Source organism: Saccharibacter sp. EH611, assembly GCF_009834765.1.
Classification (GTDB): domain Bacteria; phylum Pseudomonadota; class Alphaproteobacteria; order Acetobacterales; family Acetobacteraceae; genus Saccharibacter.
This window is the reverse complement of record NZ_WVHP01000023.1, coordinates 1-15984: the sequence shown is the minus strand read 5'-3', so window position 1 is coordinate 15984 and position 15984 is coordinate 1. Positions and strand designations below refer to the sequence as shown.

Sequence of the window (15984 nt, the reverse complement as noted above, 5' to 3'; positions counted from 1 at the left end):
ATGGCTTTTCGCACGCTTAATGATGTGGAAGTACGCGGTAAACGCGTACTTCTTCGTGCCGACCTGAATGTGCCAATGCATGACGGGAAGATCACGGACACAACCCGCATTGAGCGCGTTCTGCCGACGATTCGTGAATTGGTTGAGAAGGGCGCGAAAGTTGTCCTTCTGAGCCACTTTGCTCGCCCTAAGGGTAAGGTTGTTCCAGAGATGTCTCTGGCACCTGTCGGTGAACGTCTTGCTCAACTTTTGGGCCGTCCAGTTTCTTTCGCAAAGGACTGCATCGGTTCAGAAGCAGCAGATGCTGTCGGTAAGCTTCAAGATGGTGATGTTGTTCTTTTAGAGAACACACGTTTCCATGAAGGCGAAGAAAAGAACGATCCAACATTTTCCAAAGAGCTCGCTGCTAATGGCGACCTTTATGTGGATGATGCGTTCTCAGCAGCTCATCGTGCTCATGCTTCTACAGAAGGTGTGGCGCGTCTGCTGCCAGCGTATGCTGGTCGTTTGATGGAAGCTGAACTGAAGGCTCTGTCTGCAGCGCTGGAAAATCCGAAGCGTCCTGTTGGGGCTGTGATCGGTGGCTCCAAGATTTCCACGAAGCTTGATCTGATCGGTAACGTTTTAGATCGCGTGGATGTGCTGTTCATTGGCGGTGCCATGGCCAATACCTTCCTTGCCGCTGAAGGCGTTAAGGTTGGTAAGTCCTTGCAAGAAGGCGATATGCACGAGACAGCTCGTACAATCGCTGCGCGTGCTAAGGAAAAAGGCTGCGATTTGGTTCTGCCAGTTGACGCTGTTGTGTCTCGTGAATTCAAAGCCGGTGCTGAATCTTCTGTCGTTCCTGTGGATCAAGTGCCTGATGACACCATGATTCTTGATGCAGGGCCAAAAACGGCTGAGCTGATTTCAAAGCGTTTAGAGACATTGAAGACACTTGTCTGGAATGGCCCTCTAGGTGCTTTCGAAATTGAGCCTTTCGACCGTGCAACGGTAGATGTTGCTCGTGCAGCGGCTAAGTTGACGCAGGAAGGTAAGCTTCTGACGGTTGCAGGTGGCGGGGATACAGTCTCTGCTCTGCGTCATGCAGGAGTTGATACCAAGATGAGCTATGTCTCCACAGCTGGTGGTGCATTCCTCGAATGGCTGGAAGGAAAAGTGCTTCCAGGTGTTGAGGTACTGCGCGCTAAGTAAGGAGCAAGCTTCTTCTTGTGCGAGAGAAGGGGGGAGGGCCTAAAGGCCTTCTCCCCTTTTTTTGTCAGTATCGTTTTATCAAGAGCATACCTAAGTGGGGAATCTCTATAAGGGCTGTCCTCGTGGAATGCTGTGCTAAAGGTTCAAAGCATAAAGAAAGGCCTCAGAATTATCTGAGGCCTTTCTCCGTTCTCCAAAGGAGATTTTGTTTTAAGCAGCGAGTCCTTGTTCACGGCGTCGTGCTTCAACAGCAGAGGCCATCGCTTTTTGGATTTTCTCCATAGCGCGCGCTTCAATCTGACGGATCCGCTCACGAGAAACATGATACTGATGTGAGAGCTCTTCCAATGTGGAAGGGTCTTCTTTAAGGCGACGCTCCGTTAAAATATGTCTCTCACGATCATTTAAGTTCTTCATAGCTTCCGCCAGAAGAGCTTTACGACCATTGAGTTCTTCAGATTTGGCGAGCGTTTCTTCTTGGCTTTCCTGATCATCAACGAGCCAGTCTTGCCATTCCCGTTCGCCATCAGCACGAAGAGGGGCATTCAGGCTATGATCGGGAGAGGACAAACGCTGATTCATAGAAACAACGTCATGCTCTGGTACACCAAGTGTCTTTGAGACGTGCTGTACCTGCTCTGGTTTGAGGTCTCCCTCATCGAAGGCCTGCATCTGGCCTTTCAGACGACGCAGATTGAAGAATAATTTTTTCTGTGCAGCGGTCGTTCCCATTTTAACGAGTGACCAGCTGTGCAGAATATATTCCTGCATAGCAGCGCGAATCCACCACATAGCATAAGTTGCTAAGCGGAAGCCGCGTTCTGGGTCAAAACGGCGCACAGCTTGCATGACCCCAATGTTGCCTTCGCTGATAAGCTCGCTCACGGGTAATCCATACCCACGGTAGCTCATAGCGATTTTCGCTACTAAGCGCAGATGCGATGTCACAAGTCGATGGGCTGCTTCACGATCTTCGCTCTTGCGCCAGCGGCGTGACAAATCCAGTTCTTCCTCAGCTGTGAGCAGAGGAAAACGACGAATTTCCTGTAGATAACGGGACAAGTTGTTTTCTGGTCCCACAGAAGGAATAGCAATTGGAGACTTCATAAGTTTCGACTCCTTGCGCTTAGATGGCGAAGCGTTCTTAGTGAAATTTGCTGATTCAGTAAGAGGTGGAATGCTTCACCCTCCAATAATGACGCAAATAGGTGAGGATCTGAGCTCCGTTCAGACCCACCACATTCATTGGAAGAGAAGGGTATGAAGGAGAAGAACATCCGTTCTAGCGATGCGTCTAATCAACTAGACTTCTTAGAAGTTTAATAGGTTTTCCTATATAAGTCAAATACAAATTAAAGCTTAATCTATCACTTTTTTGCCATCTTTGGTGCATTCTTTTGCCATAATTGATGTAAGTTCCTGTAAATCTTGCGGAAATGGGGTCTCGAAATGGAGGAAACTGCCATGCCGCGGATGGTAAAACCCTAGAGTCGCCGCGTGCAGTGCTTGACGAGGGAAGTCTAATCCAGCTTCACGTAATGGTGATGGTAAAGAACGTGCTGCAGCAGGAATACGGCGTAGATAGGTGGGGTCGCCTAGTAATGGATGTCCCGCTTGGGAAAGATGTACTCGGATCTGGTGAGTGCGTCCTGTTGCAAGACGGCATTCAACCAATGAAACAGAATTATGAAATATAGCTTTTGTTTTGAAATGTGTCAAAGCATATTTCCCGCCTTGTTTTACGACGGTCATCCGTTTTCGGTCACGTTTATCGCGCCCGATAGCGCCTTCAAACGAGCCCTCTGATGGAAGCAGCCCCCACGCTAAGGCGTGATAGACTCGTTGAATGTCACGGTTAGCAAAGGCGTTAGAGAGCGCTTCATGGGCAAGAGGTGTTTTCGCAACAACCATAACGCCGGACGTATCTTTATCGAGTCGATGTACGATTCCTGGGCGTTTTTCCCCCCCAATTCCTTCAAAATCGGGGCCGCAATGGCCGAGCAGAGCGTTCACGAGTGTTCCTGTTTCGTTGCCGGGGGCAGGGTGGACGACCAAACCTGCGGGTTTATCAAGAACGATTAGGTCACGATCTTCATAGAGAATAGAAAGCGGGATATCTTCAGCGATTGGCCGTGCAGGCTTTGCTGAGGGTTGGATCAGATGGAGAAGCATGCCTTCACGCAGTGTGAGGGAGGGATCTGTGCGTGTTATTGAATCGCACTGGAAGTGCCCGCCTTCAATCAAAGCCTTGACCCGGGAGCGGGAAAGCGTGCCGATAGCGTCAGCAAGGACGCGATCCGCGCGTTGACCGGCCTGCTCTGCCGTTACACGGAAAGAGAAGGACGTTTCTGTTGTATCAGAGAAGGAATCAGAAATGGGAGCATCAGACATAGAACAGGGTTTAGCTGAGAGCGGGCCAAACGGCGAATCGAATCAGCAATTTTCGACACCAAAATGGCTCACAGGGCTCGTGATCTTTATGGGAGTGCTGATTGTTATCGGCACAGCGGCTTTGTTATGGGTCATTGTGAGTCGCATGATGCACCCGCACCCGGAGCGCGCGGCTGCTCATGCAGAGACAGGGGCTGTAGCCTCTTTTCCGACGATGCCGGCCATGCTGACTGTGCCTCGTCATGGTGAAGAGCAGATTCGCGCTGTTGTTCCCCGTTCTGATGGGACGCTAGCTGTAACATTGATGGCACCTCAGGGCGGTGGTCGAGTGGTGCTGTGGATGCCTGAACAAGCGCGAATCGTAGCGGAATTTGACCTAGGGTCGGGAGCCCCCTGAAGACGCAGCCAAGATGGCGTTCATCAAACCGGGGAAACGTTTTTCCAAATCATCCAAGCGAAGGGTATTCCGGTGATTAACGCCATCAATGCGTGTGTGGAGAATGCCACTTTCACGGAGTACCTGGAAATGGTGCGACATGCTTGATTTAGGACGTGAGCCCAGAAGTGTGCTGCAATTAGCCTCGCCGAGTTGATGTAAATGCCGGATCAATTCTAGGCGCACAGGATCAGCGATGGCGCGCAGAATGCTGATCAGATTAAACTCTTGGGGGTCGGGGTGTGTGTACGTATTGGCCATGAACGGCGTTATCTCTCTCTTGACATCAGAGTGCAATGGTCTAATTGTTCGAAATATATCGAACTATAAGCCCGCCTGCACGATTCTTTTTAATCAAAGGAGCGCTGCTGGATAAGTGGTTCAGGAGGAACGAGAGATGCCAACATTATTTGACCCGATTTCATTAGGGGCAATTGACGCAAAAAATCGTGTGTTGATGGCGCCGTTGACACGTGCACGTGCGGAGAAGAGCGGTGTGCCAACTCCGATCATGGCGGAATATTATGCTCAACGTGCCAATGCAGGGGTGATTATCTCAGAGGCGACGGCTATCTCACGTCAAGCAATGGGATGGATTTACGCACCGGGCATTTGGACGAAAGAGCAGATCGAGGCATGGAAGCCTATTACAGAGGCTGTGCATGCGAAGGGTGGCAAGATTGTTTGCCAGATTTGGCATATGGGTCGTCTTGTCCATTCGTCTGTCACAGGTGAGCAGCCGGTTGCACCGTCACCATCTACGGCGCCAGGATATACGCATACCTATGATGGTAAAAAGTCATATGAAGAAGCGCGTGCTCTGAGCGTTGATGAGATTCATGAAATCGTGAAAGATTTTGGTCAAGCGGCCCGTAATGCCATTGAGGCCGGGTTTGATGGCGTGCAAATTCACGGGGCTAATGGCTATCTTGTGGATGAGTTCCTCCGTGACGGCACGAATCATCGTGAGGATGAGTATGGTGGAACACCGGAGAAGCGGCTGCGCTTTCTACGGGAAGTAACAGAGAGTGCTATTGCAGCGATTGGGGCTGAGCGTGTTGGTGTGCGTCTCTCACCTAATGGTGAAATTCAGGGAGCGATGGACAGCAAGCCGGAGACGGTTTTTGTACCCGCCGCACAGATGTTGCAAGACCTTGGTGTTGCGTGGTTGGAACTACGTGAATCCAGCTCCCAGAGCACATTCCAGTTAGAATCTCCAACAGATCAACCGAAACTTTCTCCAGAAATTCGTAAAGTCTTTAAACGGCCATTGGTGTTGAACCAGGACTACTCACCAGAGGAAGCGAAAGCTGATGTGGCAGAAGGACGTGCTGACGCGATTAGCTTTGGCCGTGATTATATTGCCAACCCAGACCTTGCAGAGCGTTTGGAGAAGAACTTACCGCTCAATGAGGACGATATCAGCACATGGTATGGCGCTTGGCATGGCGCAAAAGGATATACGGACTACCCAACGGCTCAGTAATTTTCTGCTTTAGGAAAGACGCTGATAAGGAAAGCGGCCCCGGAAAGAGGGGCCGCTTTTGTCGTTTAAGAGGATGAGAGCGGCCGTGTGAGCTCATACAACGCGACGGCGGAAGCGTTGGAGACATTGAGGCTCTCCATCGGGCCTGACATGTAAATAGAAGCGATCTCATCGCAGGTTTCACGCGTGAGACGTCGTAAACCAGCTCCCTCTGCCCCTAAAACAAGGGCAACACGACGGTTGCCGAGTGTTTCGCGGCTTAAACGCTGACCGCCTGCATCCAGGCCGACAACCCACAAGCCTGCACGTTGTAACCCTGCGAGAGCGCGTGAGAGATTCGTTTCACGCATGAGAGGCACGATGTCGAGCCCACCGGAAGCGGCTTTGGCCATCGTTCCCGTTTCGGGCGGGGTGTTGCGGTCTTGGACAAGGACAGCCGCGGCTCCAAATGCGGCAGCAGACCGTAGAATCGCACCGATATTGCGTGGGTCTGTCACTTGGTCCAGCACTAAGATCGGGCCGGGGCGTTCAAGTGCTTCAGCAATGATAAGGGGGGTGAGGGGTTCAACGCGGAGACACACACCTTGATGAACCGCGTCACGGCCACATAGGGCGTCAAGCTGCTCGCGAGCGACGAGGGTTGGTTGGTGCTTGCTGTTATGTGGAAGGGAAGGGGCGGCTTCTCGGGTGGCAAGGAGTTCGTAAATAGTGCGGTTAGGATTGTTCAGAGCAGCCTCAACAGCATGGATGCCATAAATCCAATAGCCATTGCCAGCAGAGGACTTCCCTTTTTTGGGAGTATCAGGCCCTCGTCCAGAACGATTACGGGAAAGGTTCTGAGAGGGAGGAACGGAGAGACGCGTGCGTGATGATTTTTTAGCCATAGATTTCTTTATAATCCGACAGAAGGTGCATTGACAGAGCGCGTAAGGCCTACTATCAAGCAATCAACCTTTTGGAGGGATGCCCGAGTGGCTAAAGGGGGCGGACTGTAAATCCGCTGGCGTACGCCTACGTTGGTTCGAATCCAACTCCCTCCACCAGGTTTATAAGTTTTCCTAAAATTATCTCAGTATCATATTGACATTTCTCCTTAGTTCGGGTATTAAGGCCAGGTTGTTTCTGTGACCAATTATAATATTTTTGGGAAAACTTATCCTCCTGATGGATCTCCCCCACAGTATTTTAGTATTGACTTAGATAATCATAGCTCATCCCAGTCGACGGTTCGCAATGCTCCGTGGCTTAGTGATACGGCGACCTATGGTGGGCAAGGTGGTCCTAATGTCAACCGTGCCGGGAGTGGTACGTCTAATGACCGTGTAGCAGGAAGCGGTGGCTATGGATACGATCCTTTTTCGGGTTTCCATTGGGCAAGTAATGTCATTGAATCGCCCGTTACAGACCCTAATTACCAAGGAGAGTATTTTTACTACGGTGCTCAGGAAGGTGGTCGGACATTAATCGAGCCAGCAATGATTGGTGGGCATTGGGCCAGTCAGTTGGGGACTTTGACGCCTACTCATTTAGAACTTTCGATGCAGTCGGATGGACAGACTTACGGTGTGACGTCGACTTATAATCTGAACAAATTAAAGGGCATGAACGTTGGCAACAACAGTTTCACATACGGCCCAAATGGTTTTCAGTGGCAGACGATTAGTCCCCAACTGAATACACTGATGCAGCAGCACGGATTTGATACCATTACGGATACTGTATCAGGAAATATTTCATCAAACAACTTGGTGCCAACTCAAGTTTCTCTCGTGTCACAATACCATACACCGGACGGTAATAATTACACGGTTGTGAAAGCGCTGAACCCCGGTGTTGCTTCATCCAGTGCGACTTCTGCTCCAACTATTAACTTAACGTCTTCTCAGCAGAAAGCCGTCTACGTTGTTACATCAAGTCCTATTGATTATACGAAGACGTTTGATCCATTTCAGCTTTATACAGCTGTCATGAATAGTCCTGATGTATCAGATGCTGATAAATCAACGTTTTCTCAAATGGTAAACATGACGACAGGAGATAGTGGGAGTGGTAATTACCCAGCTTTTGTGGCTGCTTTTCTGAGTTATGGCATAACACCGACATTATCTGGTGATGAGATCGATCCTAATGGTTCAGGAGGGTACCAGTACACTAATCTTCCCGCGGGTTTTTGGGATGCGATGTCTAGAAATCACGATACGATTGAAGATGTCATCCATTCTGGTGCGGTTGGTGGCGCCCCAAGCTATATGTATTCATGCTTTCTTCCTGGCGCATTGATCCGGACGGAAGAAGGTGACAAACCGATTGAGTCTCTTCAAGTTGGGGATCGTGTATGCGTTGGAGATAGCGTAGAAGGTCTTACCCGAACACGTCCTGTAACGCGTGTATTAAAGCATCATGTTTGTGTGGAAAAGGGGCGTTCATCCTCTTTCGCAGGATGGCCTATTTTGATTGTTAAAGATGCTTTTTCCATAGGTGTACCATCTCAAGATTTACGTGTAACGGCCGAGCATTGCTTTTATTTTGATGGATATTTCGTCCCGGCACGGATGTTGGTGAATGGTAAGACCATTCGCTATGATGAGAGCTACAAGGAGTATGATTATCACCATATTGAGCTCGACTCTCACGATGTCATCTGGGCGAATGATACTCTGACTGAGAGTTGGCTAGATACAGATACATTTTTTCATCAAGGCGACGATGGGACGTGGCATCCTGTTTCTGAAGATCATGATCCGCTCCAAGCGCCAACTGTGGATATGAGTTCGTTTCGGAAGCTTGAATGGGGGCAAGATTCGGCTTTCCCGCTTGCCGTTGAGCGGAGCTTTGTGGAACCTCTTTATCACAAGCTGGAAGCTCGAGCGGTTCTTTTGCAGCGGTATTCTGTAGAACATATTTCAGAAACTTTAGGTGCAGCCCAAAAGGATGATGGGAAGGAGAGTGGTGTCTATCTTGAGTTAGAAGATGGTCGCCGCATAAGCCCGATGAAGAAGCGCGGTCGCTTTTTATATTTCCCTATTCCTGATGAAGCGGGATCGGCAGTGTGGTTGTGCTCGAATGTGTCGCAGCCGAGTGAGATGGAAGGGCCATTTGTTGATGACCGGCGCTATCTGGGGCGGTTAATCGGCATGATTTCTCTTTGGGAAGGAGGGCAAGAAATCGCTTTGACCGACCATCTAACGTCAGATCATTTGCCCGGCTGGTTTAAACGAGAGGCGGGGCCTTATCGTTGGACGAACGGACATGCTGTTTTGCGTTTGCCGAAGCGGCAACCTTCTACATTGACGAGAAAATATACGCTTGTTCTTGAGGTTGTTGCAGGCGATTGCACTGAGCAGGAATCTGTAGATGGGCAAAAGGTCTTAGCTGAATAAAATTTACGAAGGGGCCGTTGATGAAACGGATTGATGTACCAAAAGACTTATTTCTTATGGGAGATTTTTACCCTTTTTCGAGTGATGTAAAGCAAGCTTTGCCTTTCTGGTATAGTGGGGTATTTTTTGGTGCTGTATTCCAACGCGCTGAGTTCCGTATGATGCCGGCTTTATGGGAGCAAATAAAAAAACGCTCTGATATTAAGGATGGTGAGGGATGCTACTGGCTTGAGTTTACGCGCGTTGATACAGGGCATGGGAGGATAGCTGGCCCTCCTCAATATGACTTTCCAAATATGCAAACGGTGCAGGCCGCAAAGGAGAAGGTCGGGTTGCTGTCATCTACGCTGTTGATTTTCGGTTTAGAAAAGATATTGGAAAAACATACAGCTTCTTATGGAGCGAAGCGGTATTTTTTTGATGTTTTTGGAGCGGAATTACTATCATTTTACCAGTTTATTATGCGCAAAGAGGCCTCTTATCCTTACAGAAAGTATGATCTTATTTACCACACAAAGGATGAGTGGAAGAATGGAGATTTCTCATATTTTGAATTAGTTCCTAGGAGATAGGAAAAAGAGCGTGTCATGAAGAATTATGAGATGATATTTTCATGCATGTGTAAAAACGGGTAATTTTATTTTTCATAATAACTCTGAAATCTACAAATTTCTGTTTTTATGGTTACTCAAGTTTTATTGACGACATCATTTTGTGTGAGATGACTAGATCATGAAAATTGCTCTTATCTGTGATTCATTTAAAGAAAGCCTCTCCTCGTTGGAGGTTTCTCGTGAAGTTGAGTGTGGCTTCCGTAAGATTTTCCCTGCTGCTCAGTATGTGTCGTTTCCCATTGCGGATGGTGGTGAAGGAACAATTCAGGCCCTTGTTGAGGCGACACAGGGGCATTTGGTCAGGCAAAAGGTGAGTGGCGTCTTAGGGCAGCCTGTAACAGCATCTTTCGGTGTGACGGGAGATAATAAGACGGCCGTTATTGATATGGCAGAAACAGCTGGATTAGGCACATTACCTGCTCATAAACGCGATCCATTGCGCACCACGACATATGGTGTAGGGGAGCTTGTGCGTGCTGCTTTGGATCATGGGTACCGTCATATTGTTCTTGGTCTGGGCGGAAGCGCGACCAATGATGGTGGTGCTGGTTTTGCTCAAGCGTTGGGTGTGAAATTCTACCAGCGTGATGGACGCCTGCTTCCCGTTGGTGGGGCTGCTCTGGCAGATTTAGACCGTATCGATCTGTCGGGTTTGGATGAACGTTTGAAAGAAACACGACTTGAGTGTGCCTGTGATGTGACTAATCCTCTACTAGGCCCTTCTGGGGCATCTCATGTTTTTGGCCCGCAAAAAGGTGCGAGTGCTTCTGATATTGAACAGCTTGAAGCAGGGCTGCGGCATTACGCACAATTGATTGAACGTGATACGGGACGACAAATTGCAGAACAACCAGGGGCTGGGGCCGCTGGTGGTTTGGGGGCTGGATTAATGGCGTTCACAGACGCGCACTTTCAACCGGGGATCGACCTTATTGCGAAACAGATGAAGCTGGATGACGTTTTTAAAACAGTAGATCTTGTGATTACGGGTGAGGGATCGCTTGATCGTCAGACAGCAAGCGGCAAGGTGCCTGTTGGGATTGCACGCTTGGCAAAAGTGCACGGGAAGCCGGTGATCGCTTTAGCTGGGGGAGTGAAAGTAGGGGCTGAAGCAGTTTATGATGAGGGGATTGATGCCTTTTTCCCTGCGGTGCAGCGGCCCTGTTCATTGGAAGAGGCTTTAAAAGAAGCACGAGAGAATGTATGTCGTTCTGCAGAGAATATTGCACGAACTGTGCGTGTTGGGCAGGCGTTGGCGGCGTCTTGTTAAAAGTGATTAAGAGGGATCAAGGAAAGACAGGCGGAGCTGTGTATCCGCCTTGTCTTGTGGCACTAACCCTGAGACGGTAATGCCGAGCAGACGGACAGGGCGCGGAAGTGGGAAGAAGCTCTCTAAGATATGTTTTCCTGCTACAAAAAGCATGTGCTGATTGTTAATGGGATCATGAAGTGTTCGAGCACGCGTGCTGGTTTGGAAGTCATTTGTTCGTATTTTAACCGTCACTGTGCAGCCTGTTAGTTTGCGTTGTAGGCAAGATGCCCAAACTTTGACGGTGAGTTGCTCAAGGATTGTGAGAAGTGTTGTGAGGTCGTTACTGTCTTGACGAAATGTTGTTTCATTGCCGATAGATTTGCGTGGGCGATGGGGTTCGACAGGGCGGTGATCAATACCGCGGGCAATATGATAGTAAAAGGAAGCCGAGCTCCCAAAATGGGCACGTAAGAGCTCCATAGAACAGCGCTTGAGGTCAGCTCCAGTACGAACGCCTAAAGCATGCATTTTTGCTGTCGTTGCAGGGCCGATCCCATGGAAGGCTTCTACAGGAAGGGAGGCGGCAAAAGCGGGCCCTTGTTTTGGGGTGATAACGAAAAGGCCGTTAGGTTTATTTCGGTCGGAAGCGAGTTTAGCGAGGAAACGATTATAAGAGACGCCAGCCGAAGCAGTCAGTTGAGTTTGTTGGGCAATATCGCGTCTAATGGCTTCTGCAATGGCAGTGGCTGAGCCAAAGTTCCCGAGGTAATCAGTGACGTCCAGAGCGGCTTCATCAAGGGCTAGTGGTTGAATAAGAGGCGTATAGTGGGAAAAAATGGCGTGTATTTGTGCTGAAACAGCGCGGTATTTTTCTGGGTGTGGTTGAATAAAAATCAAATCAGGACAGAGGCGCTGCGCTGTGCGTGACGGCATAGCTGAGCGAACACCATAGCGGCGTGCTTCGTAACTCGCAGCGGCGACGACACCACGTGATTCAGACCGCCCCACTGCAACAGGTCGCTGACGTAAAGTGGGATTATCGCGTTGTTCGATGGAGGCGTAAAAGGCATCCATATCAATATGGAGGATACGTCTTGTCACAGGAGGGATAGATTCGTGGATCATGATAGGGGGAACAGAGGGAGTAGAGCTCTACTCTTCAATGGGTACAAAGGATTTCTTACATTATAGGGGAATTAATAGTGAGAATCTCATGCAAGAACAAGAGTGCAAAGTTTAATAACTTATTACATTTAGTCTTATGTGCATATTTCCTCTTTCTAAGAGAACAAAGAATATTGATTTAGTAGAGATCTTGGAATAGATATTCATTAGAAGTTTTATATTATGTCTAATTCTTTTTGGACAGCTGTTGTCTGATCGTAAAAAGTAGGAGAGTATAGGATGCCCTCTCAGCGACGCATGCATAGACTGTTAATGTCGACATCTTATCTCTGCTTATGTGCTGGGGTGGGCGGTGCTTTTGCGACGTTGAATAGGGCACAGGCACAAGCGCTTCCATCTGATCCCCCTATGTAACAAATGATGGATCAACGGTTACGTATTCACCTGCTGCTAACTCAGTGCTGAAACAGGTTGATCATGGTGGGGTCATTTTTAACAGTGGGTCAAATATTAACCTTGTTCAAGACGGGCCTGGGACCACAGAACTTGTAAGTAATGAGACCAGATCATGCTCGCCATCATATAACTGTGTTAATTATCAGGGTGGCGCGACAATTATTAAACAAGGTACATTACGTATCGTTGGGAATGCGAATACATATGATGATAAAGGAAATGAAACAGATCTCATACAAACAACAAATGGAACTCTACCAAACACCTCCTATGCAGAGGTTTATAAGGATGGTGTCCTTGATGTCAGTGGCAGTAACGGATGGCGTAATACGGCGCTTTCCAGCAGCGGTGTCGCACTAGGGGGCTTGAGAGGTAGCGGTACTGTTATCTTGGGTGATTCTGCGCAGATTGATTTGCGGCCCGCAGGGGGAATTGATGGGAAGCCTTTTGAGAGTACCTTTTCTGGCACGATAACGGCAAATCAAGCCAAGTATCAAAGCTCGGTTCTTATTATTGATAATGGCACTCTTACGCTTGATCATGCGCCACGTGTTGAAGGAAATTTGGTTTGGATTGGGACGACGTCAGCACAGCCTGCTACGTTGAATATTACAAACGGTACTCAAATGACGGTATTCCGTGATTTGCAAGCTGGCATTACGACGACGGATAAAGCAAGCGGACATCAGCCAACCGATGGTATTATCAATGTATCGGGGCCAGGAACAAAGGTAACAGTTAATAGCTTACTTGGTGTGGCTTCTGCTGATTGGTTTGTGCGTGGTGGGGAATACGCCGCAGGTGGTGCTGCAGCGTTAACTGATGCGGCTAAACGAGACTTAGAAGGCGGACTTGGAAAGATCCAAGGGACGGTTTCTGTTACAAATGGCGCGATGCTTTCTGCCCCGCTTGTGACATTAGGGTTTGCAGGTTTTGGCAATAATTTTTGGAATGGTATTGTTGCAGGGAACGGTACGTTAACGGTTGGAGGTTGAGATAGCACCAATAAGGCTGCTCAGCTTCTTGTTGGCCTGAAAGAGGATAAAACAGCCCAAGATGGGTATTCTCTTTTAAATGCGTCCAGTAGTAACTTAGCCTTATGGGTTAATTCTCGTGGTAATGGCACGGTTAATATTGACCGTGGTGGGGTTGTCACAACGTCTAAGGTGACTTTGGGGGCGCCGGAGCAAAATGGTGTTCCCAATGCTGGAGCCGTACATGGTGATGTGAACCTTAATGAAGGCGGTATTTTACAAGTTTTAGGTCAAGGAGCGGATGCTTCTCATGATGCTATTGTTAACTTCAACAATACATCACTTGGCCAACGTGGGACTTTTTCCTTAAATGGAGGCACTCTTCAGGCTATTGGAGGTGATTTATACGCCTCGATGGATTTGAACTTTCAAAAGACGAATGACACTATATTTTCAACAATTGATACAAATAAACATAATATTGTCCTTGCCGGTCAATTAACAGGAACAGGTGGGTTTAAAAAGACATCAGAAGGAACGTTGACCTTAGGTGCATTAGCCACAGGAAATGCAGCGAATGAAGGTTATCTTGCAGGGAAAGGCCAGAATACATATTCTGGTGGAACAGATATTGAACAAGGCCAGATTTCTGGAACAGCTGGTAGTTTTGGAACGGGAACAATTAACGTTCAAAAAAATGCTAATCTGGATGTAGATCAAGAGACCTCTGTGGGGACGGAAGCGGCTTCTCTGGTAATGCTACTGTGCAAGCTGGGGCTATGGTGGTTTATGGTAATTTAAGTGGCGCGTCAGTCATCTCGATTGCCCCAAAAGCCGGGTTGTATGGAAGCGGAAGGAGCTTTGGCTCTGGAACTGTCGATGTACAACAGGGCGCTAAGTTTACCATTGATCAGACAAAACAAGACAATCATTCGTCATCGCCTGATGGACAGACAGAAGCAAATACCTTGAAATCTGTTCTTAAGGGACAGGGGAATTTTAATAAAACCGGCGATGGAGCGTTGCATTACGCTGGTGATGGCAGCGGCTTTACGGGAACAGCGAACGTTCAATCGGGCAGCATGGCTGTTGATGGGAACCTTCGGAATGCAGGGCTCATCACCGTCTCTCAAGGGGCTGGTCTTTCTGGCACGACGAATAGCTTTGGCTCTGGCGTTGTGGACGTTCAAAAGAACGCGACCTTTGATCTTTCACCGTCATCTTCTGATGCTGGGAGTGTAGCAAATACATCGCAAACGGTCTTAAAGGGCGAGGGTCTCTTTAATAAAACCGGCGATGGAGCGTTGCATTACGCTGGTGATGGCAGCAGCTTTACGGGGACAGCGAACGTTCAATCTGGGAGCATGGCCGTTGATGGGAACCTCCGGAATGCAGGGCTCATTACTGTCTCTCAAGGGGCTGGTCTTTCTGGCACGACGAATAGCTTTGGCTCTGGCGTTATAGATGTTCAAAAGAACGCGACGCTGACAGTTGCTCAGGGAGCACCGACAGGAAGCGCAGCAACAAATCCCGTAACAAGTAATAATGTTGCGACCAATACACTTGAAGTTTCACGTTTGAGGAAGAGTTCTTCAGCTCTACACAGTGTGTCATTATCGCGTTTAATGACACGGAGTAATATAGCCAACACATCGCTGCTTGCGTCACTTGCACAGAATACTGCGAGTACAGAGGCAGGCCATACAACGTCAACCGATACGCTCAAGACAACACTTAAAGGACAGGGAGAGTTTAAAAAAACAGGCAGTGGAACGTTGCATTATGCTGGTGATGGCAGTGCTTTCACCGGGAATGCAACGGTTCAAGAGGGGACTATGGCCGTTGATAGTCATTTAAGAAATGCAGAGCTTATAACGGTTGCTCCAAATGCAGGGTTGTCTGGGACTAGTGGGAGCTTCGGGTCTGGTACCATTGATGTTCAACAAAATGGTAAGTTCAATATCGCTCAAGATGGAGCGGCGGAGAATGACGCTGCAGCGACATCTGCCAATACATTACAGAGCACCCTAAAGGGGCAGGGGGAGTTTGATAAGACCGGAAGCGGTACTCTGTATTATACAGGGGATGGTCGCAGCTTTGGCGGGAATACGTCTGTGCAAGCAGGCACGATGGTGGTCAATAATACCCTAGGTGATGAGAAGACTTCCTCAATGTCGGTCGCTCAGGGAGCTACGCTTTCTGGTAATGGAACTGTGGGAGGCAACACAACAGTTTCTGGGACATTAGCTCCAGGGAACAGGGATGGGGCGCATGCGATTGGCACTCTGCGTGTCAATGGGAACCTCACTATGTCGAATGGATCGACGTTCTATGCAGAAGCGAAAGATGGAAATGCGGATAACGTTCTCGTGTCAGGGAAAGCCGATTTAAGCGGAGCAAAGGCATCGTTTAATGTGCTCGATAACCGCCCCATGCAAAGTGGTAACGTTTATAATCTCGTGCAGGCTAGTGGCGGTCTTCTGACCCATTTTGGGGGGTATCAATCTAATGTTCAGGGGGCGTATCCGTATTTAAAGCCTGAACTTACGTATACGGCAACTAATGCTCAGGTGACGGTTGCTGATGTGCGTGGCTCCGGTACGAATGGTGGCGGCACGAACAGCAAGCCTGATGACGGCAGCCATAATGCGACGCCGAACAATGGTGGTGGCACGA

Annotated in this window: 14 protein-coding genes and 1 tRNA gene; 10 read left to right on the top strand and 5 right to left on the bottom strand. The window is 48.7% G+C overall.

Annotated features, from left to right (window positions below):
• Nucleotides 1-1194, top strand: coding sequence for a phosphoglycerate kinase (locus GS535_RS08560; protein WP_160792999.1), 1194 nt, complete (start codon nucleotides 1-3; stop codon nucleotides 1192-1194).
• A 210-nt stretch (nucleotides 1195-1404) separates the two neighbouring features.
• On the opposite strand, the gene rpoH is transcribed toward GS535_RS08560, so the two are convergent.
• Nucleotides 1405-2301 (bottom strand): RNA polymerase sigma factor RpoH, encoded by an 897-nt coding sequence (gene rpoH / locus GS535_RS08555; RefSeq protein WP_160793000.1) that lies wholly within the window; start codon nucleotides 2299-2301, stop codon nucleotides 1405-1407.
• Between the two features lie 252 nt (nucleotides 2302-2553).
• The gene (locus GS535_RS08550; protein WP_160793001.1) at nucleotides 2554-3585 is read right to left on the bottom strand and encodes an RluA family pseudouridine synthase; all 1032 of its coding nucleotides are present in this window, start codon (nucleotides 3583-3585) and stop codon (nucleotides 2554-2556) included.
• Here GS535_RS08550 and GS535_RS08545 point away from each other — a divergent pair.
• Nucleotides 3569-3982 (top strand): hypothetical protein, encoded by a 414-nt coding sequence (locus tag GS535_RS08545; protein ID WP_160793002.1) that lies wholly within the window; start codon nucleotides 3569-3571, stop codon nucleotides 3980-3982. The genes GS535_RS08550 and GS535_RS08545 overlap by 17 nt on opposite strands.
• On the opposite strand, the gene GS535_RS08540 is transcribed toward GS535_RS08545, so the two are convergent.
• Nucleotides 3962-4282: a helix-turn-helix transcriptional regulator gene (locus tag GS535_RS08540; protein WP_160793003.1), complete on the bottom strand. Its 321-nt coding sequence runs from the start codon at nucleotides 4280-4282 to the stop codon at nucleotides 3962-3964. The two genes, GS535_RS08545 and GS535_RS08540, sit on opposite strands and share 21 nt — an antisense overlap.
• A 136-nt stretch (nucleotides 4283-4418) precedes the next feature.
• Between GS535_RS08540 and GS535_RS08535 the strand changes: the two genes are divergently transcribed.
• Nucleotides 4419-5507, top strand: a complete 1089-nt coding sequence (locus tag GS535_RS08535; protein ID WP_160793004.1) for an alkene reductase — start codon at nucleotides 4419-4421, stop codon at nucleotides 5505-5507.
• Nucleotides 5508-5572: 65 nt separating this feature from the next.
• Here the strand turns inward: GS535_RS08535 and rlmB are convergent, their stop codons facing one another.
• The gene (rlmB, locus tag GS535_RS08530) at nucleotides 5573-6391 is read right to left on the bottom strand and encodes a 23S rRNA (guanosine(2251)-2'-O)-methyltransferase RlmB (RefSeq protein ID WP_202401685.1); all 819 of its coding nucleotides are present in this window, start codon (nucleotides 6389-6391) and stop codon (nucleotides 5573-5575) included.
• Between the two features lie 73 nt (nucleotides 6392-6464).
• Here rlmB and GS535_RS08525 point away from each other — a divergent pair.
• The 4 genes from GS535_RS08525 (at nucleotide 6465) to GS535_RS08510 (ending at nucleotide 10771) form a co-directional block, all read left to right on the top strand.
• Nucleotides 6465-6550, top strand: a tRNA-Tyr gene (locus GS535_RS08525).
• Nucleotides 6551-6631: 81 nt separating this feature from the next.
• On the top strand, nucleotides 6632-8887 hold the full coding sequence (locus tag GS535_RS11315) for a Hint domain-containing protein (protein WP_160793005.1): 2256 nt from the start codon (nucleotides 6632-6634) through the stop codon (nucleotides 8885-8887).
• A 20-nt stretch (nucleotides 8888-8907) separates the two neighbouring features.
• Nucleotides 8908-9459, top strand: coding sequence for a hypothetical protein (locus GS535_RS08515; protein WP_160793006.1), 552 nt, complete (start codon nucleotides 8908-8910; stop codon nucleotides 9457-9459).
• Nucleotides 9460-9619: 160 nt separating this feature from the next.
• Complete coding sequence (locus GS535_RS08510; protein WP_160793007.1) at nucleotides 9620-10771, top strand: glycerate kinase; 1152 nt, start codon at nucleotides 9620-9622, stop codon at nucleotides 10769-10771.
• Nucleotides 10772-10777: 6 nt separating this feature from the next.
• Here the strand turns inward: GS535_RS08510 and dinB are convergent, their stop codons facing one another.
• Complete coding sequence (dinB, locus tag GS535_RS08505) at nucleotides 10778-11878, bottom strand: DNA polymerase IV (protein WP_160793008.1); 1101 nt, start codon at nucleotides 11876-11878, stop codon at nucleotides 10778-10780.
• A 458-nt stretch (nucleotides 11879-12336) separates the two neighbouring features.
• On the opposite strand from dinB, the gene GS535_RS08500 reads away from it, so the two are divergent.
• From GS535_RS08500 to GS535_RS08490, 3 genes are all read left to right on the top strand, one after another.
• Complete coding sequence (locus GS535_RS08500; protein ID WP_160793009.1) at nucleotides 12337-13329, top strand: hypothetical protein; 993 nt, start codon at nucleotides 12337-12339, stop codon at nucleotides 13327-13329.
• Nucleotides 13330-13500: 171 nt separating this feature from the next.
• A complete protein-coding gene (locus GS535_RS08495) occupies nucleotides 13501-14109 on the top strand; it encodes a hypothetical protein (protein ID WP_160793010.1) in 609 nt (202 codons plus the stop codon).
• A partial coding sequence (locus GS535_RS08490) for a hypothetical protein (protein WP_202409340.1) occupies nucleotides 14088-15984 on the top strand: 1897 nt, incomplete at its 3' end. The genes GS535_RS08495 and GS535_RS08490, both read left to right, overlap by 22 nt.